Raw genomic sequence first — 18744 nt, forward strand, 5'->3', positions numbered from 1 at the left:
TGACGATTAGTAACATTTATGACCGGTTAAATAACGAAAAAATTGTGGGGATGTACTATAAGGTTCTAACGGAAATCTTTAATGGTACGTTGTCGGATGTGATGTTCAACGAAGTAGACTTATTAGAAACCATTGCTGCAAAAAGAGGCATACACCTATCCTATTACAGGATCAAAGAACATTTAAATAGGCCTTCCCAGTTAATCTTACTTATTAGATTCCATTGATACATATCACTCGTAAGAGGTATAAGTGATAAAACAAGCAAGGGCTCAAGGAAAGAACCTCCGCTTCCTATCCTCCCTTTCCTTCTTTTGATCATACTTCGAATCCCACTATCACTACTACTACCCAAATACTCCTTGCCCAACCATCCATATTTAATATGGATATTTTCGCAATCCTTATCGCCTTCACTTGATAAACTTTGTTCAGTATATTAAACGTAAGCCTTGCCAATTCCGGATACCCTCTAATGACACAAAAGAGACCCTCCATACATGCTACAGTTGTCTTTTTCAACCGAATTTACAATATTCCCAAGTCTCTTGATTTACGTTCATCTAAGCTACTTTTTTACCCCCTGGATATCCCAAACATGAATTCAGAATATTATGTTACATTGAATTTGTGTTAAAAATACAGGAGGGATTCGATGAACTGGAAACACACAGTAGCTACATTTGTTTTAGGTACGAGCCTGGTGACTGGCGGAACCATGGCTCACGCAGAGGTTGGAAACAATGGGAACGGGAAAGCAGAAAACCCTGTTTTCATGAAAGAAAACCTGCAAGGGAAAAAAGTCAAGTCCGAAAAGGGAGTCAAAGAGTTCTTCAAACAGAACGATGCCCTTTCCCAACTCAACCCAAATAGTGACTTGAAATTGTTGAAAACCGAAACGGATGACCTTGGGATGACACATTATACATACCAACGAGTGATTGGTCAGGTTCCCGTAGCGAATGCGAAGGTGGTCGTCCATACCGATCAGGAGGGCCAGGTAACAGCTGTAAACGGGGAATTTCATAAAGATGCTCCAAAGAAGATAAAACAAACGAAGGAAATCCAGAAGAAAGAAGCGCTGGATCTCGCTTGGGATCAAATTGATGTCTCCCGTGCAGAAGCGAACCATGTCCAGAAGAGTTTGAAAGGAGAAGACTTCCAAACGTTGACGGAGAACTCCGATCTCGTCGTTCATTATGAAGATGGCACGTACACACTTGCTTATCATGTGGAACTGCAGTTCTCCAAGCCATACCCTGCCAACTGGCAGATCTATATCAACGCTGAAAGTGGAGAAGTCCTTAAATCTATGAACCTTGTTCATGAAGCGACAGGGACAGGCACGGGGGTTCTAGGAGATACAAAGTCTTTAAATACTTATTTCTATAACAATACGTATTATCTTTTTGATACGACAAAACCGATGAGTGGCGTCATTGAGACGTTTGATAACTATGGTGGTGAGTATTACAGTCTGCCTGGTTCTTATGTTACAGACTCCGGAAACACCTTTTACAGCGAGCGTCAAAAGGCTGCCGTTGATGCTCATTATTATGCAGGAGAAGTCTTCGATTATTACTATAATCAATTTGGCCGGGTCAGTTATGACAACCAGGGAGCAGACGTTCGTTCCACCGTTCATTATGGCAGCAATTACAACAATGCCGCTTGGACTGGAAATCAAATGATTTATGGAGATGGCGATGGTTCCACATTCACATACCTATCTGGTGCCGATGATATCGTCGCACATGAATTGACACACGCTGTTACAGATACAACGGCGGAGTTGGTTTATGAAAACCAATCAGGTGCACTGAACGAGTCCTTCTCTGACGTATTTGGATATTTTGTAGATTCAGAGGATTGGTTAATGGGTGAAGATGTGTACACACCAGGGCAGCCAGGAGATGCTTTACGCTCTATGTCCAACCCGAACGCCTACGATCAGCCTGACCATATGAATGAATACCAGAACCTACCGAACACAGAAGCCGGCGACTGGGGCGGCGTCCACATCAACAGTGGAATCCCGAACAAAGCCGCTTACTATACGATCAACAGTTTGGGCATTGCCCAATCCGAGCAGATCTATTACCGTGCGCTGACCGTTTACTTGACTCCAAACAGCAATTTCACAAATGCTAGAGAAGCATTAGAACAGTCTGCTTTGGACCTTTACGGTACATCTGCAGCGAATGCAGTATCTCAAGCTTGGGATAATGTAGGGGTTTATTAAACGAAACCGAACAATTAGGAAGACCTAAAGAGAATACTCACAGCCAAGCGTCTAAGGAAAACCTTAGACGCTTTTTATTTTAAGCTCCATCCATTTTAGTCAATCACCCATGCATATTTTACAAACTTTACTGTTTCCCCTAACATAACAAATTCATCACCACTAGTTTCCAATCTCTTAAAACCATCTCTCTCAAGGACTTTTTGTGAAGCAATGTTATGATCGATTGTCTTGGCTAACACTTTTGTGAAGCCATTTTCTTTCACATGTTCCATCAACATACCCAAAGCTTTTTTTGCGATCCCTTGTCCTGCGTATTTTTGCCCCACTCTATACCCTAGATGTCCTAAGTTTTTGGATTGGTCTACGTCTACGAAATTCATCCTACCTAAGATTTCACCCGTTGTCTTCTTAATCAGATAAAAATAAGATAACCCTTGCTTTTGTTCATCTAATAATTTCATATGTTTGATCATGAAAGTGTCGAAGTCATAATATTCCTCTCCCCGACTGGGTACCATCTTTTCAAAAAACATTCGATTCTTACACTCAAAATTAAATAAATCCTCCGCGTCTTCATATCTTAATGGTTCGATCACAATTTCCATTTCATTCTCCTCGATCCCTGGTAACTATTGATTTGGTAAGGTAAGGAGCGGACGGCCAATGATTAAACGATGAACCTTACCTACGTACAGGAATTTTAATTGATTTCACAAAAGGTTTATTTTTCTTATTATCACCATTCAATAACTTTTGAATCTTAAAGAGCTGATGATAGATTCCTGATGTATTCACTCATTTTCCAAGCAACCCTTCCACTAGTCGTTGAAGGCGGTAAAATGGAGAATTTTGATTCAATTGGAAGTAAAGGCTTTTTAAAAAAGCTTTGGCGTTGTTTCGGAATATTAAGTACTGCTCCATAGTGACGCTGTTTTTATGCTCGTTCCAATCTAAGGAGAGTTCTTTCATTTGATTCTCCACGAGTGTGATACTCAATCCACGGTTCAACATTTCCATAAACGGCGTCAAGATGCGCTCCTCTTCTCCATGGATATAAGCATGATCATAGATGAGGACCTTCGACCATAAAGCACGGAAAAGCTCAGGATAAGCGTCACTGTCCGTTTTTTTGTTCTTGACAAGTTCATCAACAGCATCAGCCACATGAGCAATGCTGTGAGCCCAGCCCTTCTCTTTGACATATCCCCTGTAGTCTTCCTCTAACGAGAGATAACGCAGAAACGCTTCTTTCACCTCGACCACTTTCGTTCCACTCAAAAAATCATCTTCCTTATCCCGATACAAAAGCAGGGCCATCAGTAATGAAGTAAACGACCGGGTGAACACGGTGTCTGTCCCTCTTTCTTTAATTCCTTTGAAAAGCAGATCCTGCACACACAGATCCATCATTTCTCCCATCAGCTCCGCTCCCAGCTGATTCTTTTCTACAATCACCTGAGCGAAGGTAGAAAAAATCAAATCATCCCGAAGCTTAGCATCGAGTGAGCCGATGTGAGCCATCATGGAGGAGATGACCTCCTGCTCATTCACCTCAGCCCATGAAATCTCTCCCTTTTTCACTTCCGATAAAGTCCTTTTCAATTGCTCTTCATTCATAGGTGCAGCTTTTACATGGATCATCAAACGTCCCCTTTTTTGACTAGGTACTCTCATGAATCATAAAAAGTCATATGAGGTTTAGCCTCTTTGTAATAGTCGAGCCGATCTTTCCTTGTTCCTGTATGAAATTCGAACTTATGCCCATCTGGGTCCGTAAAATAGATGGACCGTTTATCCCTCTCGTCACGCTCCCGCCCCGGAAGGTATTCACTCCGAGGCTTTTCAATTCATCATAGACGTCATCAAAGTCACTCTCTTTGATCGTAAAAGCGGTATGCGTATAGGAAGATGCCCCGTCCTGTCTGGGTATATCCTTCTCTTCATTTAATGCGAGCCACATCCCCTTCAGATCGAAGTAGGCGGTCGTCTTTCCTCTGACCAATAACTCGGCACCAAAAACTTTTTCATAGAAAGGGATGGATGTATCTAAGTCAGATACCGAGAAAAGAAAGTGATTGAGGCCTTGGATTTCCATTGCAGCACCTCCTTCGAAAGCGATTGGTTTCAACGTGCAGCCGTTACCCTTTCAACCTTCTTCTTTCCAGGCTTCCATAAACGCTCGAACGCTTCCAAACCTTGCTTCTCTATCTTCATTCACTGCTTACCTAACCACTTCATAAAGACCCTCACCAGCTCGGTCATGAGTCAATTCCATATCCCTCATCCTTTCTACATGTTTTCGGTTTGATAAAAAAGGTAATAACAGGAAGTAAACCATTTATGGAGCTGATCAAATGACCCGGAGTCAACAAATCTTTCTTGGACTTGCCCTCGGATTCGCCCTTGTCTTAGGATTCCAACTGGGATTTACGGTTTCTGATCAATGGATCGTCATCATTCTCATTGCTCTGGGATGTGGATTTATTACCCGTTTCGTCCTGCAGTGGTTTTTCAAAAGGAGAAATCATGGGTAAGGAGGTATTCATTTGGGGAAAAGACTGCTATGGGGAATCACCACCGCTTTAGGATACTTGATCGTTTCATTGATTCTCGGCTATATAATTGTTGGAGAACCCGATGTAAGCCTTATTTTAGGACTGACTTCAGGCGGATTCATTTCCGGGATTACCTACCTGAATCCTCCTCCAAAGAAATGGCGGGGAGGTTAAGGTTTTGTTTCTCTCCATGGACATCCTTCCTCATTATAGTTTAATAGTATATGATTTCCAGTTACACGTCCATGACACTCTTAATGCCTGTCCTCTCATGCTTTGGAGAGCCCCGCTCCCCTTCACAAATCTCTCCTTGGAGGGAATTTCTATTGATAAAAATGGCTCTCCCTCTTTAAGAACCGCTAAACAGCAACTGTACAGGATTATGGTCCTTTTATAATCATGCCAAATGATAATTTCACAACCTTTTTCATCCCCTATACTATCCCTGTTTGTTAAGTTCGAGTATAGGATGCACTCGATGCATTCATTTCCCCTAATTCAATGCGGTTTCCATCCGGATCAAGTAAAACCGCGATCGTCCCCCAGTCAAATACACGCCGCTCTTCTAAAAAGTGAATCCCGCGTTCCTTTAGGTGATGGACTTCTTTACTGAGATCTTTCACATCGAAACGAAGGACGGTCGGATTATGAATCCTCGTTTTCTCCCCCAGTTGAGCCACTCCGCCCTTTTCGACCATAAGATAACCAATAGGAAGGTCGAAACAGACAAGCATTTCTTGACGCCTTCTTACAGGCAATTGTAAGCGGTTCTGATAAAAGCTTACACACTGTTCAAAACGCTCCACAAACAAAATCAATCCGAATTCATCAACGTTCATACTAGTAAACTCCCTTTCATCTCAAACGATTGAAACCTGCTCTAAGGACACTCTTTTATGTCGTAAATAATGTGCCTTGAATGGCACGAATGTAGCGATCAGCTGAATCTTGGACCACTTCATCCGCCCTTGTTTTTACGATGTTGTGAAAAGCGTTATAAATACGATTGAAAGCAAGACCATCAACTTTCTCTGCTATTGCTGCGACTTTTGCTGCCGGGAGGGGAATCAAGTTCGGATAGCTGTACATGAAGCTCACCCATTGGTTATCTGCAACGACCTGGATGATATCTCCAGTCATCAGCAACCCTTCGTCACCATTTTCGATGTGCAGGACCGCTCCCCCTTTGAAGTGTCCACCTAAACGATGAAGAGAGAGATTTTCTGAAAGTTTCATAGATTCTCCGTTCCAGAAGTGAAGGGCCGAGCTTTCTTCCATGACCCATTCCTCGTCATCCTCGTGTAGGTACACGGGAGCATCAAACGTTTCTGCCCAATCGTTCATTCGTGAATAGTAGTGCGGATGAGAAATGGCGATCGCATCAATGCCGCCAAGATCGCGAATGACATCTATTGTCTCTTGATCAAGGTAAGTGATGCAGTCCCAAAGCACATTCCGTCCATCTTTTTGGATGAGGTAGGCCGTTTGACCAATCCCTACTTTTGGAGTGGTGGTGATGCTGTACAATCCTTTTTCCTCTTTTCTGATCATGTTTTGATAACGTTCTGTCTGAACCAGCTCTTCATGTGTGGTCCATTTCTGTCCCCCCGGGTTTACATACTGTCTTTCTTCGCTGCATATCTCACAACGATCTGGTACTTCTTCACTTTCTGAATACTGAACGCCGCAAGTCTCGCAAATATACTTCTCCATGAATCTTCCTCCTTGGAATGTTCCGCTTTTGTTCTATCTTCAGCTTAGCTGGAAAATGAAAAAGAGAGCACCTGCCATGGATGGAAGCATTCCTACAACTTTGGAAGTATAAAAAAAGAGACTCATCACGAGTCTCTCTTTTCATCTTTATTCTTCTGTTTCCAAATCCGACTCCTGCGTGACGAGCTTCAAAGGTACCGGAATCGTATCTTCAACTTCCTCGCCTTGCAGCACATCGGCACCGGCCTGCACCGCAAGCTTGCCAATTTCCTCCGGCTGTTGAGCAACAGTAGCCGAAAGGTTTCCATTTTGAATACTAGATATCGCATCATCGTTCCCGTCAAATCCGACGACCAGAACATCCCGACCTGAACTCTGAATCGCCTGGTAGGCTCCGAGCGCCATTTCATCATTGTGAGCAAAAACAGCTTCAATGTCCGGATTTCCTTGGATGATGTTTTCCATCGTAGTCAATCCTTCCGTCCGGTCAAAGTTCGCTGTTTGTTTAGCTACGACATCCAGTTTTTCATCGGCAATGTTGTGGAAACCAGCGCCGCGTTCACGTGTCGCGGACGCGCCGGGGACACCTTCAAGTTCAGCGACTTTGGCCCCTTCACCAAGCTGCTCAACCAAATACTCCCCGGCCATTTCGCCGCCTTTTTCGTTATCTGAGCTGACCAATGTCGCGACTTCCCCTTTTTCTGCCGAACGGTCAAGCGTCACGACCGGTATGCCTAAGCTGTTGGCTGACTGAACGGCCGTCGAAATGGCCGAAGAATCGGTAGGGTTGATCAGCAATACATCCACACCCTGCTGGATCAGATCCTCCACGTCATTGATTTGTTTCGCTGCATCATTTTGCGCATCGACGACAACGACTTCCATTCCTTGAGCCTCAGCCTCATTTTCTACCCCTTCTTTCATAGAAACGAAGAATGGGTTATTCAGCGTAGATACAGACAGACCAATTTTTATATCATCCGGATTTTTATCCCCTTTAGGCTTCGCCCATTCCGGTGGCTGCAGCGAGCAGGCACCAAGGAATACCAGGGATAAACTCATCAGTAATACGACTAGCTTTTTCATGTTACCCCTCCTATGCTGCTTTCTTTCGATCGATGAGTACGGCGATGATGATGACGACACCTTTGACCACCATTTGGAAAAAGGACGACACGCCGAGAAGGTTCAAACCGTTGTTCAACGTCCCGATAATCAGAGCACCAATCAATGTGCCGATAATCAACCCACGTCCGCCAGAAAGGCTTGTCCCGCCAAGAACAACAGCAGCGATTGCATCAAGTTCGTACGATGTACCCGCTGTCGGCTGAGCCGAGTTCAAACGTGATGTAAGGATAGCCCCGGCAAGCGCTGAAAGCAGACCAGCAAGAGAATAGACCAGCACTTTGATCCGAGAAACTTTGATCCCTGAGATGAGTGCTGCCTTCTCGTTGCCTCCGATCGCATACGTTTTACGGCCGAATGGAGTTTTATGCAAAATTACCCACAGGACAGCAAAGGCAAGCAGCATCGTGATGGCTGGGACCGGAATCCCAAGGAAATAACCTCTTCCGAACAATTGGAAAGCATAGCTGTCGCCAAGCCCTGTAATCGGGTTTCCATCCGTATAAACAAGTGTCAGTCCACGGAACATCGTCATCGTTGCAAGGGTCGCGATGAACGGAGCCATTTTCCCTTTGGTAATAAGAAGTCCGTTAACCGCTCCCATGAGTGCTCCAAGCAAACATCCAATCAATATCGCTAAAATCGGATCCACACCTGAGACCATCATTCCGGCCATCAAGGCACTGGATAAGGCGAGAATCGAGCCGACAGATAAATCGATGCCCCCGGTTAAAATGACGAATGTCATTCCATAAGCAATCAGAGCATTGATTGCGACTTGTCTTAATAGATTCAATAAGTTCAAGGGTTCAAGAAAACTCGGGTTAATAATGGAAACTGTCGCCATCAATACAAGTAAACCAACGAATGGTCCTAACTTCTGCATCACGTTTCCTAAATGATTCGTTTTTTTGATTGCATTAATCATTGACTGTACCTCCTGTTGCCAGTGTCATAATTTTTTCCTGATCGGCTTCGTCTTTGGAAAGTTCTCCAGCAATCGTTCCTTCATGGACGACGAGCACACGATCACTCATTCCCAATACTTCCGGCAGCTCAGAAGAAACCATGATGATGGCTACTCCTCTGTCTGTCAGTTCATTCATCAATTGATAAATCTCCCGTTTCGCACCAACATCGACACCACGGGTCGGCTCATCCAGGATGAGAACTTTCGGACCGATCCCGATCCATTTGGCAATGACGACCTTTTGCTGGTTACCACCGGACAAGTTCTTTGCTTCTGTTTTGGCAGATTCGGTTTTGATCGTCAGCCTTTTGATCAGCATATCGACAAATTCGCGTTCGCGTTTTTCTCCAATGAGGCCTTTGTCTGTGAAGCTGTACAAACTCGGAAGCGCGATGTTGTCCTGGATCGGAAAATCAAGAACGAGTCCCTCTTCTTTTCGGTCTTCCGTAATGAAACCGAGGCCGAGCTTGACCGCCTGACTCGGGCTTTTCACCGTCACTTTTTCTCCATTGATGAAAATGTCGCCCTGATACTTGCCATCCAAACCGAAAATGGTGCGCATGATTTCTGTACGACCTGCACCCATTAATCCTGCCACACCGACGATTTCACCTGAATGGGCACGAAAGCTTACATTCTCGAAGAGGCCTTTTCTCGTAAGATTTTTCACTTCCAACACAGCTTCTCCTGGTTTTGCTTCTCTCGCAGGAAAACGATCGGTCAGTTCACGGCCAACCATCTTCCGGACGACATCATCAAAATTCGTTTCAGGGATCGGTGTGGTATCCACCGTGTGCCCATCTCGCATGACCGTGATCGTGTCGCAGATCGTGAAGATCTCTTCCATCCGGTGAGAGATGTAAACGATGGATACGCCGGATTTTTTCAAGGAGCGAATGACTTCAAAAAGTTTCTCTATTTCCCTGTCTGTCAAAGCGGCTGTCGGCTCGTCCATGATGATCACTTTGGCATCTGTCATGAGCGCTTTAGCGATCTCAATCATCTGCTGTTCACCGACCGAACACTGGCCCGCTTCTTTTTGGAGTGGGATTGAAATAGACAGCTTCTCAAACTGTTCGTTCGCAATCGCTTTCATTTTATTCGTTTGAATGAGACCAAAATGTGTAACCGGTTCCTTATTGATGAATAAATTTTCCAGCACCGTCATATCCGGCCATACATTCAACTCCTGATGGATGAAAGCAATGCCGAATTCTTCTGCTTCCTTTGGGTTGGCAAACGTTTTTTCCTTCCCATCAATTTCGATTGTACCTTTGTCCTTCTTATGAAGACCTGTCAGGATATTCATGAGCGTAGATTTACCAGCGCCGTTTTCGCCCATCAATGCATGAACTTCTCCGTCTTTGATGTGAATATCAACGCCTTCAAGGACTTTGTTCTTTCCGAAAGCTTTATGAATCTCGTTCATACGGATTTCCATGATTGCTCACCTCTTTAAAAAGTTACTCCAGCGTGAAGGATACAGTTTGCATAGGGGGTGATCTCCCCTGTCCGAACCACCGCTTTGGCATGTTTCAACTGATCTTTAAGTGCTTCATGAGGGAGAGAGTCCATTTCCCCAAACCACTCGTTCATCCCTTTAAGAACAGAGGGGTTTTGCTCCATTTCCTCTGCAACGGTGACACGTTCGACAACCATCTCTTCTTTCAAAACCTCTACGACTTCAAGGAAAGAAGGGACCCCTTGTTTTAAAGAGAGATCGATCTTTTTCACTCCGTCCGGCACGGGAAGCCCCGCATCAGCAACAACGATCGTATCGGTGTGACCGAGATCTGCAAAAACTTTGGATAGATGACTGTTCAATAGGCCATGTCTTTTCATTCCGTGAGTCCCCTTTCTACTTCTTCCCGTCTAGGCATACCGCCTTGTGCCCCAAATCCTGTAACGGACAGGGAAGCCGCTCGATTCGCAAAGCGCAGACTTTCTTTCAAGTCCATCCCTTCGGCTATTGCCGTTCCGAAGGCCGCATTGAATGTATCCCCCGCACCCGTGGTGTCTATGGGTTTCACAGGAAAAGACGGAACGAGCACCTCTTCTTTTCCATTAAAATAGCGGACGCCTGCTGCTCCTTCCGTAATGAACAGCTTATTTGGATGTTTCTTTAATGCTGTGGCTGGTTCTTCTCCATGAAAAAGGAGGGCAGCTTCATGTTCATTCGGCGTAAGGTAACTCACTTGTTCCACCACCGTATCAGGGATTTCCCTCGCTGGTGCAGGGTTCATTAATAACGGCACGCCAAGCTCCTGGCACAGTTGAGCTGTTTCAATCACAGTTTCTTCAGGGACTTCCTGCTGAATCATCACAAGGTCACACGTTTCAATGAAGTCCCGCTTTTCCTTCACATACGCAGGAGTAACGTGATCGTTGGCTCCTTTGACGACAACGATGCTGTTGTCTCCTTCCGCTAGAATAATGTGAGCCGTTCCACTTCTTTCATGTGTAACCGGTTCCACATAATCCGTCTGAACGCCATTCGATTTGAAATTATTTAAGATCGCTTCCCCGTAGGCGTCCTCTCCTACTCGGCCGATCATATACACGTCTGCTCCGAGACGGGCGGCGGCAACAGCCTGGTTCGCCCCTTTGCCTCCAGGTACGGTTTCAAAAGATTCACCAAGAACCGTTTCGCCCGCGCCCGGACGCCGGTTGGATGTCACAACTAAATCCATGGAAGAGCTGCCGATCACAGCTATTTTAGGTTTTCTCATACGTTTCATTCCTTTCGTGTCGTCTTTCGTTCTACTAATTCCACAGGCATTTGAATGGTCTGTTCAACGCCTGGTTCTTTCTTTATCGTCCGTATTAACAGCTTTGCCGCTTCCCTCCCCATTTCATAGGCGGGCTGGCGGATCGTGGAAAGAGTCGGATAGGACAAACGGCTTTGTGGAATATCGTCATAGCCGATGATTTGTACATCCTCAGGAATACGCTTTCCACGTTCCATAGCCTCATGAACGATCGCAATCCCGACAATGTCGTTACTCGCAATAATTCCATCTGTATCTGAAAACTTATCAAATAATTCTTCTGCCCATCCTTGCGCCTCTTCAAAAGAATAGGAGGTCGTGGACAGGACAGAAAAATCAACATCTGCCCGACTCAGCTCTTCGATCGCTCCTTGGAAGCGGTCCTGGGCGGGCTTGATATTCGCCGGTCCTTTTACGAGCGTAATCCTCTCTGCCCCTTTTTCAATAAGGGTTTTCGCTGCCAGGCGCCCACCTTCTCTTCCATCCGCGTAAACCGCTGGATAGTTTTCCGACGCCCGGTCCAAGAGGACGAGTGGCAGATCGAGAGCCTCATAAATTTTATAATCGACATGATTAGTCGCCGTTATGATTCCGACCACATTATTCTGGACGAACGTTTGTATATATTCCAATTCCTTTTGAATATTTTCATCACTATTCCCAAGCAGAAGCCGATATCCTGCCTGGCTCAGTTCATCTTCCACACCTCTTGCCAGCTGTGGAAAGAACGGGTTCGTAATATCAGGCAAAAGCAGACCGATGAGACGGGACTCCCTTTTATAAAGAGAACGTGCCACTTCGTTCGGACTGTAGTTCAATTCAGCAATGGCTTCCATCACTTTCTTTCTCGTATCTGCTCCTACATACCCATTATCATTTAACACACGTGAAACGGTAGCCACTGAAACGCCTGCTTCACGTGCAACATCTTTGATTGTTACCATACGTTCACCTCTGTGTGTAACCGGTTACAGATAAAGTACCACATCCTTGTAATCGTTTGCAAGAACTTTTTTATAGAGATGGGACATGTTTGATCATAAAACTGATATGATGAAACTCACAACCTATGAAAAGGAGCGCTTACATATGCTACGTGCCATCATTTTTGATATGGATGGAACCTTGTTCCAGACAGAAAAAATCCTTGAAGTTTCACTGGAAGAAACGTTTGATCACTTGAGAGATTACGATGAATGGAAAGGAGAAACACCACTTCAAAAGTATAAAGAAATTATGGGTGTTCCTCTCCCTACGGTGTGGAAAACCCTGCTCCTCCATCACTCGGAGGAGATCAGACATCAGGCAAACGTCTACTTTCTAGAAAAACTCATCCTCAATATTCAAAAAGGGAAAGGCGCGCTCTACCCACAGGTCGAAGAAACCCTGGCAGCATTGCATAAACAAGGCTACTCCCTTTACATAGCCAGTAATGGGCTGACTGATTATTTGCAGGCCATCGTCAAATGCTATCGTCTGGATCGCTGGGTAACAGAAACGTTCAGTATCGAGCAGATCGACTCGTTGGACAAAGCCGATTTGGTGGCGGCCATCTTGGAAAAATACGGCTTTAAACAAGGCGCAGTTGTCGGAGACCGTCTCTCAGATATACAGGCCGCTGAGAAAAATGGTTTAACTTCCATAGGCTGTCGGTTTAACTTTGCTCAAGAAGCTGAACTTGCTGAAGCCGATCATGTCATTGATGACTTTTCTTCACTGAACGAAGTGATACGAATCCTTGAAAAGTTGCACGCTTGACGGATGCATAAAGAAAGCAGCTACCCTTGTCACAGGCAGCTGCTTTCTTTATTGAATATCTCTAAATAGACCGCTCAAGTAATCAAGGTTCTCCTCTGTTCGTGCGTAAAGATACATGTCTCTTTTAAAAGGATTGTCTTGAATCGGTAAAAACACAACGCCCCGATATTCCACTTGCTGAACCATCATCTCCGGAAGGTAAGCAACCCCCATTCCAAGTGACACCAACCCCGCCATAGCGTGATACTGGGATTCTATCACTTCACCTTTGAATTCATACGCACGCATGACCGTCCGCACTTTTTCAGATAAAGGCCCCTCTGTCGGGATGATTTGAGTTTCCTCTAAACATTCCTCAAGCGTGACGGTCTGTTTTTCTGATAATGGAGAGGTTATGGGGATGGCAGCTATAAAGTGATCGGTGAACAAATAGGAGGACCGCAGCGTCTTATACGCAGGTGTATCCTGGATAATAGCTGCATCGATCTCGCCTTTCTCAAGTAATGGAAGAAGATCTTTACTATCATCTTTGATTGCAGTCACATGAAGGTTCCCTCTTACCAGCTTATCGTAATACTTGGGCAGATAATAGGACGTAAGCACAGGTGTGGAACCAAAACGGATGTGATCTTCATGGGATTGGTATTGTTTCACGGTTTGATGAATACGTCCGAATAACGGGGTCAACTCCTCCACCATCCCTTTGCCTTTTTCCGTCAGCTCGACACCATAGGAAGCTCTGTTGAAAAGGGAAAACCCAAGCTCTTCTTCCAATTTTCTCATCTGTTTGCTCAGTGCCGGTTGAGAAATATACAAAGCTTCTGCTGCTTTCGTAAAACTCCGTTGTTTGGCAACTTCGATAAAGGCGTTTAATTTCTGCAGCATTCTCTTTCACCCTTTCGGTATTTGCATGGTACCTCCATTATAACCTCAGGTTATGATGATATGACAATTCGATTGTTCCTACTTCCTCCGGTTTCTTTTATCCTGAAAATAGACGAAAGAAAAAAAGGAGGACGGAAGGATGAAAACCTATCTTTTATTAGGAATCTCCATTTTGTTTGAAGCTGCCGGGGCGACGGCGATGAAATATTCGGAAGGCTTTACGAATGTCACGGCCAGCCTTGTCGTCATTTTCTGCTATGCTCTTGCCGTTTCCTTCTATATATTTATTACTAAAAATCATGAAATCGGGATGATCAACGCCTTATGGTCGGGCGGTGGGACGCTGGTTGTCACATTATTAGGTGTTGGTTTGCTGGGGGAATCGGTGACGATGTCCAAACTTCTCGGACTGACGTTGATCCTGGCAGGAATGGTGGGCTTGACAGTACCAGGGAAAGAAAGGGGTGCATAACCATGGGTTATTTGATACTTTCTCTAGTATTTGCGACAATCGGCAACATTTCCGTAAAATTATCCTCCGGTTTCCAGCGGGTCATCCCCAGCATTACAGCCTTCGTTTTCATCGGAGCATGCCTGTATTTCCTCACGCTGAGTGTCCAGACAATCGAAGTAGGCATTGCTTATGCCATTTGGAGCGGGGTCTCCATTATGGCCACCACAATCTTTGGAATCCTACTTTTCAATGAAAAAGCAAGCCGTAGAAAGTTCCTCTTTATCATTCTCATTATTCTTGGCGTGATGATTATTAAATAAAAGGAGAGAAGGGTTCCTATGAAAGCCCTCTCTCTCCAGTGATGGAAGGCACTCTTTTCTTCGTTCAAGAATGCCATCCATTTTTCTTCCCCTCTGTCCAGCTGAGTCTTCCTTCTTAATCTATGTACTCCAAGTCCAGTGTCTCTTCCTTTTCTCCCCATTCAATCGTAACCTGGATCTCGTGATCTTTTCTTGTCACCGCACATCCAGAGCAGAAGTTCCCCATTTGTTGAACCATCCCATCATTTAACAAGACGTAATCACCTTCTCTACCACCTGCAGGACTATCCAGGGTGTAGTTGATGTTTTCCGGAGCTTCACCTTCCCCTACATACGTGATGTGAAGACTTGTCGATTCACTGTCTTCTGATTTTACATCCGCGATGTATTCGACCTCCCAATTCTCGCTTTCTTCTTGAAAATACAAGGTTTTCTGCCCTAGACATCCGGTTAGTACCACCGCGGTCATGAAAAAGAAAATAAACGTGAGATACTTCATGCAATTGCCTCCCTTATCATTATTCATATGCACCGAGGACACATCCCCATTTAAAAAATCCGGTCGGCCGATGGAGATAACTTCCTCACCTGCTTCAAATAGTGCGTCATGTTTTCATCCTCATCGTTTCGATAGGTGAAAGAAAACTCATCCGCTACATGACCAGCAAGCGTGCGGAATAAATGACCGGCAGCAAACAAGGCATCCCAAATATGTTCCAGGTCTCCGTCCGCATAAGTCGCTTCATACATCGTCCAATATTTTTCAGGCAGGAGCTTCTTAAGATAATTCCCGACCTTCCCTGTCGACACCATAAAATCTGTCTGGATCCCAATATACCAGGAAACCATCTGATCCAAGTCCCTGCGGATGATACACTCCAGCATGAACTGCGCATAAGGAACCTCATCTCGCCACAAGCTTTTAGCTACGTTCTGCTGACACCACCAGAAGTTGTTGCAGCGAGCGAGATATTCCTGTTCCGTCGGCTTCAGCACATGATAATCTTCATCTGTTGCATCAGGAATCTCAGGTAGACAACCATCCTTATCCAACAAAGCTACCGTAAGCTTGTCCTCCCCGTAGTGCTCCTGCATATGCGGAAGGGTTTCGATATGTAAATCGATCCGGTTGCCATCCGTAAAGAGCATCAAATAACCATAAAAGTCAGCATAGTCCCCATCTGCACCCTGATCATTTTTATCCGGTTCCTGCATCATCAGCCTTTCACCGAAGGCATCCACCCACCCCTCATCTTCCAAAAAAGAAGCCGTTTCCGTCACAACGTAGACAATGTCATAATCCTGAAAAAGATCTTCTTCTAAAGTGGGATTGGTTCGTGACCCATTCATATATACCGCCCGGATTCGTTCATCTTTCTCAGCAACAGTCAAAAGTAGATCCATCATTTCCTTTTCTGATCGCATCCTTTGCTCCCTCCCCTTTACAGTCCATCTTTATGATCCAAATAATCTTCGTATCGTTCCTCCCACTCTCGTCTTTTCATTTCTATCTATACACTTTTCTTCAGACTCATCCATGATAAAACCGAGAAAAACAAATTTCATTCCCAAAGCCTTTCATTGGTGCTTCTTCCTTATTTTCAAAACCAATCTTCTTTAACATAGGCAGGCATTGCTACATCCCATCGTGATAGACTCAAAGTATAATATTCCCATAGAAAATTTTAACACAAAGGAGAATGCTTATGTCTCTGAAGGAAGAACTGAAAGAATTGGAGAACCACCACATACAGGTAAACACACGCAAATCCACAGAAGAGCTTGATCACATATTGGCGGAGGACTTCTGGGAAATCGGCAGTTCCGGCGTTCCTTATGATAAAAAGTTCTGCCTAGTTCAAGGCGTCGTCCTGACTGAGATGACCCTTCATCACTATCAAATCCAGCCCCTATCCGAGGACACGGTCCTCGCCACGTATTATGTCGAGGACCGGACAAGAAGCAGAAATACTCTCCGCAGTTCGATTTGGAAAAAGATCGATGAGCGCTGGCAATTGTATTTTCATCAAGGCACCATTACGGACTTACATAAAGATGAGTATAGAGAAAGGGTTGGTCTCTGATCATGTCTTCCCCTTCCAGTCAAAAGTCCTTTTTCTAGCCAAGTACGTTTGTATTTTTCAAGTGATGGGTACAACATAGGAAGAATTTTGAAGGACGGAAGGTTTCTGTATGGGTTCAAAATCTCTTCATTCAGATCAAAAACATACCTCAAAACGCAACCTATGGTCCGGAGTCCTTTTCGGGATCGGCCTGGCTGCTTTTATCGATGAAACGATTTTCCACCAACTGCTAAGATGGCACCACTTTTACGATCAATCCACCACGGACATCGGCCTGATATCCGACGGTTTGTTTCACGCGTTCAGCTGGTTCGCAACCATTGGCGGCCTGTTTCTTTTGGCCGATTTAAAAAGGAGGAATGGCTTATCATGGAAGCGCTGGTGGGGCGGCGTTCTGCTTGGGGCAGGCTCCTTCCAGTTGTACGACGGGATCATCCAGCATAAACTGATGCGGCTGCACCAGATCCGTTATGTAGAAAATGTGATTCCCTACGATCTGGTCTGGAACATATCCGCTGTCGTTATGATTGCTGCAGGTCTATTCCTTCTAAAACGCACCAGCAAAAAAGGAGCTCCTTCCGATGCATGAGGCGCATGCGGGCGGAAATGGGCTCCTGTTTGACTTGATTTTGTCGTTCCCTTTCCTCTTAGCCATTGGCTTGTACATAGGAGCGGGCTTCGTCTCTAATCGTTCTCCTCATTTACAAAAATGGCCGACTTGGCGTTATGTGTGCTGGACCATCGGGGTCCTGTGCGCAGGATTGGCTGTCATCGGCCCGCTCGCTGACCAGGCGCGCATCGATTTTCGCGCTCATATGATGGGACACTTACTTTTAGGTATGCTCGCCCCACTTCTGCTCGTCCTCGCCGCACCGATCACCCTTGTGCTAAGAACACTGCCCGTTTCCGCTGCAAAAAAACTGACCCTTCTTCTGAGAAGTACTTATGTACGTCTCATCAGCCACCCGGTCACCGCCTCCATTCTCAACATAGGCGGATTATGGGTGCTCTACACCACAGACTTATATCACTTGATGCATCAAAGTCTATGGATTCATGTGCTCGTCCATCTGCATGTGTTCCTAGCCGGTTACCTTTTTACAATGGCCATGATTTACACCGAACCTGTCGCTCATCGCTACAGCTATCTTTACCGGACCCTCGTATTCATCATCGCTCTTGCCGGCCACGGAATTCTGTCGAAATTCTTGTATGCTTCACCGCCCGAAGGAGTCAGTCAAAGCCAGGCAGAGGCAGGGTCCATGCTTATGTATTACGGAGGCGATGCCATTGACGCCGTTCTTATTTTCCTCCTCTGTTTGCAGTGGTACAAAGCCACTCAACCGGATAAGAAATTGGCAGCTAGTCAATGAAAAGCCCTACCAGGTCTGATCCAAATGTCCTGCATAAAAGCATATGGCTTTTCTATACTTCTTAATCCAGGGGCTATCGGCATGAGAACCAAGGACGGCCAGCAGTTGTTTCACAGCTTCTGGCGACTGTTCCAAATTGTATAAGGCCATGGCATGGAAAACCTGTATCGCGGGATTGCCTGGAAATTCGCGCGCTCCCTTTTCCAGGACTTCCCTCGCTTCCTGATACTTTCCCGTGCACCGCAGACTGCTTCCCAGCTGGATATAGGCCTGAGTTCTACGATCACCTTGAATTCCTTGTTCGATGGCTTTTTCATAAAACGGGATGGCTTCCCGCTCCATCCCCTGTGCATCATGGGAGAATGCACACAGGTAATTCAACACTGCGCTCTTCTCTTCATGTTGCAATTGATCGAGTGCTTCCAATCTCGCTTTTTCGACCTCGCCCTCATCCAACCAAACTTGAATCTGTCTCATAAAATCCCGTCCTTATT

General features: G+C 45.2%; 23 protein-coding genes and 1 pseudogene. 9 read left to right on the forward strand and 15 right to left on the reverse strand.

Annotation, left to right across the window (positions count from 1 at the left end):
• The first annotated feature begins 655 nt into the window (after window positions 1-655).
• On the forward strand, window positions 656-2242 hold the full coding sequence (locus HFA01_RS04670; RefSeq protein ID WP_146813709.1) for a M4 family metallopeptidase: 1587 nt from the start codon (window positions 656-658) through the stop codon (window positions 2240-2242).
• 95 nt (window positions 2243-2337) lie between these two features.
• On the opposite strand, the gene HFA01_RS04675 is transcribed toward HFA01_RS04670, so the two are convergent.
• From HFA01_RS04675 to fosB, 3 genes and pseudogenes are all read right to left on the reverse strand, one after another.
• The gene (locus HFA01_RS04675; protein WP_146813711.1) at window positions 2338-2850 is read right to left on the reverse strand and encodes a GNAT family N-acetyltransferase; all 513 of its coding nucleotides are present in this window, start codon (window positions 2848-2850) and stop codon (window positions 2338-2340) included.
• Between the two features lie 190 nt (window positions 2851-3040).
• Complete coding sequence (locus HFA01_RS04680) at window positions 3041-3886, reverse strand: DUF2785 domain-containing protein (RefSeq protein ID WP_167506160.1); 846 nt, start codon at window positions 3884-3886, stop codon at window positions 3041-3043.
• A gap of 29 nt (window positions 3887-3915) precedes the next feature.
• Window positions 3916-4340, reverse strand: a pseudogene (fosB, locus tag HFA01_RS04685) (metallothiol transferase FosB).
• 259 nt (window positions 4341-4599) lie between these two features.
• Between fosB and HFA01_RS04690 the strand changes: the two are divergent.
• Window positions 4600-4779: a hypothetical protein gene (locus HFA01_RS04690; protein WP_146813715.1), complete on the forward strand. Its 180-nt coding sequence runs from the start codon at window positions 4600-4602 to the stop codon at window positions 4777-4779.
• Between the two features lie 12 nt (window positions 4780-4791).
• On the forward strand, window positions 4792-4974 hold the full coding sequence (locus HFA01_RS04695) for a hypothetical protein (RefSeq protein WP_146813717.1): 183 nt from the start codon (window positions 4792-4794) through the stop codon (window positions 4972-4974).
• A gap of 278 nt (window positions 4975-5252) precedes the next feature.
• On the opposite strand, the gene HFA01_RS04700 is transcribed toward HFA01_RS04695, so the two are convergent.
• The 8 genes from HFA01_RS04700 to HFA01_RS04735 all read right to left on the reverse strand — a co-directional run bounded on the left by HFA01_RS04700 (window position 5253) and on the right by HFA01_RS04735 (window position 12320).
• Window positions 5253-5639, reverse strand: coding sequence for a VOC family protein (locus HFA01_RS04700; RefSeq protein ID WP_146813719.1), 387 nt, complete (start codon window positions 5637-5639; stop codon window positions 5253-5255).
• Between the two features lie 55 nt (window positions 5640-5694).
• A complete protein-coding gene (locus HFA01_RS04705; protein ID WP_146813721.1) occupies window positions 5695-6513 on the reverse strand; it encodes an MBL fold metallo-hydrolase in 819 nt (272 codons plus the stop codon).
• A 147-nt stretch (window positions 6514-6660) separates the two neighbouring features.
• Entirely contained in the window at window positions 6661-7599 is a 939-nt protein-coding gene (gene rbsB / locus HFA01_RS04710) for a ribose ABC transporter substrate-binding protein RbsB (protein WP_146813723.1), read from the reverse strand.
• A 10-nt stretch (window positions 7600-7609) separates the two neighbouring features.
• A complete protein-coding gene (gene rbsC / locus HFA01_RS04715; RefSeq protein WP_146813725.1) occupies window positions 7610-8566 on the reverse strand; it encodes a ribose ABC transporter permease RbsC in 957 nt (318 codons plus the stop codon).
• Window positions 8559-10049: a sugar ABC transporter ATP-binding protein gene (locus HFA01_RS04720; protein WP_146813727.1), complete on the reverse strand. Its 1491-nt coding sequence runs from the start codon at window positions 10047-10049 to the stop codon at window positions 8559-8561. Before HFA01_RS04720 ends, rbsC begins: the two co-directional genes overlap by 8 nt.
• Window positions 10050-10063: 14 nt before the next feature.
• A complete protein-coding gene (rbsD, locus tag HFA01_RS04725; protein ID WP_146813729.1) occupies window positions 10064-10450 on the reverse strand; it encodes a D-ribose pyranase in 387 nt (128 codons plus the stop codon).
• Window positions 10447-11337, reverse strand: coding sequence for a ribokinase (gene rbsK, locus HFA01_RS04730; protein ID WP_146813731.1), 891 nt, complete (start codon window positions 11335-11337; stop codon window positions 10447-10449). Before rbsK ends, rbsD begins: the two co-directional genes overlap by 4 nt.
• Window positions 11338-11342: 5 nt before the next feature.
• Complete coding sequence (locus HFA01_RS04735) at window positions 11343-12320, reverse strand: LacI family DNA-binding transcriptional regulator (RefSeq protein ID WP_146813733.1); 978 nt, start codon at window positions 12318-12320, stop codon at window positions 11343-11345.
• Window positions 12321-12465: 145 nt separating this feature from the next.
• Here HFA01_RS04735 and HFA01_RS04740 point away from each other — a divergent pair, with 145 nt between their 5' ends.
• A complete protein-coding gene (locus HFA01_RS04740; RefSeq protein WP_146813735.1) occupies window positions 12466-13134 on the forward strand; it encodes an HAD hydrolase-like protein in 669 nt (222 codons plus the stop codon).
• Window positions 13135-13182: 48 nt separating this feature from the next.
• Here the strand turns inward: HFA01_RS04740 and HFA01_RS04745 are convergent, their stop codons facing one another.
• Window positions 13183-14019: a LysR family transcriptional regulator gene (locus HFA01_RS04745; protein WP_146813737.1), complete on the reverse strand. Its 837-nt coding sequence runs from the start codon at window positions 14017-14019 to the stop codon at window positions 13183-13185.
• A 139-nt stretch (window positions 14020-14158) separates the two neighbouring features.
• On the opposite strand from HFA01_RS04745, the gene HFA01_RS04750 reads away from it, so the two are divergent.
• Window positions 14159-14491 carry a DMT family transporter gene (locus HFA01_RS04750; RefSeq protein WP_146813739.1) on the forward strand — a complete coding sequence of 111 codons (333 nt, stop codon included), beginning with the start codon at window positions 14159-14161 and terminating at the stop codon, window positions 14489-14491.
• A gap of 2 nt (window positions 14492-14493) precedes the next feature.
• On the forward strand, window positions 14494-14793 hold the full coding sequence (locus HFA01_RS04755) for a DMT family transporter (RefSeq protein ID WP_146813741.1): 300 nt from the start codon (window positions 14494-14496) through the stop codon (window positions 14791-14793).
• A 115-nt stretch (window positions 14794-14908) separates the two neighbouring features.
• Here the strand turns inward: HFA01_RS04755 and HFA01_RS04760 are convergent, their stop codons facing one another.
• Both HFA01_RS04760 and HFA01_RS04765 read right to left on the reverse strand, forming a co-directional pair.
• Window positions 14909-15292: a hypothetical protein gene (locus HFA01_RS04760; protein ID WP_146813743.1), complete on the reverse strand. Its 384-nt coding sequence runs from the start codon at window positions 15290-15292 to the stop codon at window positions 14909-14911.
• Window positions 15293-15342: 50 nt separating this feature from the next.
• Window positions 15343-16218 (reverse strand): aminoglycoside 6-adenylyltransferase, encoded by an 876-nt coding sequence (locus tag HFA01_RS04765; protein ID WP_146813745.1) that lies wholly within the window; start codon window positions 16216-16218, stop codon window positions 15343-15345.
• Between the two features lie 275 nt (window positions 16219-16493).
• On the opposite strand from HFA01_RS04765, the gene HFA01_RS04770 reads away from it, so the two are divergent.
• The 3 genes from HFA01_RS04770 to HFA01_RS04780 all read left to right on the forward strand — a co-directional run bounded on the left by HFA01_RS04770 (window position 16494) and on the right by HFA01_RS04780 (window position 18250).
• Window positions 16494-16877: a nuclear transport factor 2 family protein gene (locus HFA01_RS04770; RefSeq protein ID WP_146813747.1), complete on the forward strand. Its 384-nt coding sequence runs from the start codon at window positions 16494-16496 to the stop codon at window positions 16875-16877.
• 109 nt (window positions 16878-16986) lie between these two features.
• Window positions 16987-17466: a DUF2243 domain-containing protein gene (locus HFA01_RS04775; protein WP_146813749.1), complete on the forward strand. Its 480-nt coding sequence runs from the start codon at window positions 16987-16989 to the stop codon at window positions 17464-17466.
• Window positions 17459-18250, forward strand: a complete 792-nt coding sequence (locus HFA01_RS04780; RefSeq protein WP_146813752.1) for a cytochrome c oxidase assembly protein — start codon at window positions 17459-17461, stop codon at window positions 18248-18250. Before HFA01_RS04775 ends, HFA01_RS04780 begins: the two co-directional genes overlap by 8 nt.
• A gap of 6 nt (window positions 18251-18256) precedes the next feature.
• Here the strand turns inward: HFA01_RS04780 and HFA01_RS04785 are convergent, their stop codons facing one another.
• Window positions 18257-18727 (reverse strand): tetratricopeptide repeat protein, encoded by a 471-nt coding sequence (locus HFA01_RS04785; protein ID WP_146813754.1) that lies wholly within the window; start codon window positions 18725-18727, stop codon window positions 18257-18259.
• Between the last annotated feature and the right edge of the window lie 17 nt (window positions 18728-18744).

The sequence above is a fragment of the Halobacillus faecis genome, assembly GCF_007991335.1.
Lineage (GTDB): Bacteria > Bacillota > Bacilli > Bacillales > Halobacillaceae > Halobacillus > Halobacillus faecis.

What these genes read in the sequence shown, in the direction of transcription:
- HFA01_RS04770 (WP_146813747.1), top strand. Translation starts at nt 16,494, where the DNA reads ATGCTTATGTCTCTGAAGGAAGAACTGAAAGAATTGGAGAACCACCAC.
- HFA01_RS04735 (WP_146813733.1), bottom strand. Translation starts at nt 12,320, where the DNA reads ATGGTAACAATCAAAGATGTTGCACGTGAAGCAGGCGTTTCAGTGGCT.
- HFA01_RS04740 (WP_146813735.1), top strand. Translation starts at nt 12,466, where the DNA reads ATGCTACGTGCCATCATTTTTGATATGGATGGAACCTTGTTCCAGACA.
- HFA01_RS04690 (WP_146813715.1), top strand. Translation starts at nt 4,600, where the DNA reads ATGACCCGGAGTCAACAAATCTTTCTTGGACTTGCCCTCGGATTCGCC.
- rbsC (WP_146813725.1), bottom strand. Translation starts at nt 8,566, where the DNA reads ATGATTAATGCAATCAAAAAAACGAATCATTTAGGAAACGTGATGCAG.
- HFA01_RS04785 (WP_146813754.1), bottom strand. Translation starts at nt 18,727, where the DNA reads ATGAGACAGATTCAAGTTTGGTTGGATGAGGGCGAGGTCGAAAAAGCG.
- HFA01_RS04700 (WP_146813719.1), bottom strand. Translation starts at nt 5,639, where the DNA reads ATGAACGTTGATGAATTCGGATTGATTTTGTTTGTGGAGCGTTTTGAA.
- HFA01_RS04755 (WP_146813741.1), top strand. Translation starts at nt 14,494, where the DNA reads ATGGGTTATTTGATACTTTCTCTAGTATTTGCGACAATCGGCAACATT.
- rbsK (WP_146813731.1), bottom strand. Translation starts at nt 11,337, where the DNA reads ATGAGAAAACCTAAAATAGCTGTGATCGGCAGCTCTTCCATGGATTTA.
- HFA01_RS04675 (WP_146813711.1), bottom strand. Translation starts at nt 2,850, where the DNA reads ATGGAAATTGTGATCGAACCATTAAGATATGAAGACGCGGAGGATTTA.
- HFA01_RS04720 (WP_146813727.1), bottom strand. Translation starts at nt 10,049, where the DNA reads ATGGAAATCCGTATGAACGAGATTCATAAAGCTTTCGGAAAGAACAAA.
- HFA01_RS04680 (WP_167506160.1), bottom strand. Translation starts at nt 3,886, where the DNA reads ATGATCCATGTAAAAGCTGCACCTATGAATGAAGAGCAATTGAAAAGG.
- HFA01_RS04775 (WP_146813749.1), top strand. Translation starts at nt 16,987, where the DNA reads ATGGGTTCAAAATCTCTTCATTCAGATCAAAAACATACCTCAAAACGC.
- HFA01_RS04780 (WP_146813752.1), top strand. Translation starts at nt 17,459, where the DNA reads ATGCATGAGGCGCATGCGGGCGGAAATGGGCTCCTGTTTGACTTGATT.
- HFA01_RS04670 (WP_146813709.1), top strand. Translation starts at nt 656, where the DNA reads ATGAACTGGAAACACACAGTAGCTACATTTGTTTTAGGTACGAGCCTG.
- rbsB (WP_146813723.1), bottom strand. Translation starts at nt 7,599, where the DNA reads ATGAAAAAGCTAGTCGTATTACTGATGAGTTTATCCCTGGTATTCCTT.
- HFA01_RS04745 (WP_146813737.1), bottom strand. Translation starts at nt 14,019, where the DNA reads ATGCTGCAGAAATTAAACGCCTTTATCGAAGTTGCCAAACAACGGAGT.
- HFA01_RS04750 (WP_146813739.1), top strand. Translation starts at nt 14,159, where the DNA reads ATGAAAACCTATCTTTTATTAGGAATCTCCATTTTGTTTGAAGCTGCC.
- HFA01_RS04760 (WP_146813743.1), bottom strand. Translation starts at nt 15,292, where the DNA reads ATGAAGTATCTCACGTTTATTTTCTTTTTCATGACCGCGGTGGTACTA.
- rbsD (WP_146813729.1), bottom strand. Translation starts at nt 10,450, where the DNA reads ATGAAAAGACATGGCCTATTGAACAGTCATCTATCCAAAGTTTTTGCA.
- HFA01_RS04765 (WP_146813745.1), bottom strand. Translation starts at nt 16,218, where the DNA reads ATGCGATCAGAAAAGGAAATGATGGATCTACTTTTGACTGTTGCTGAG.
- HFA01_RS04705 (WP_146813721.1), bottom strand. Translation starts at nt 6,513, where the DNA reads ATGGAGAAGTATATTTGCGAGACTTGCGGCGTTCAGTATTCAGAAAGT.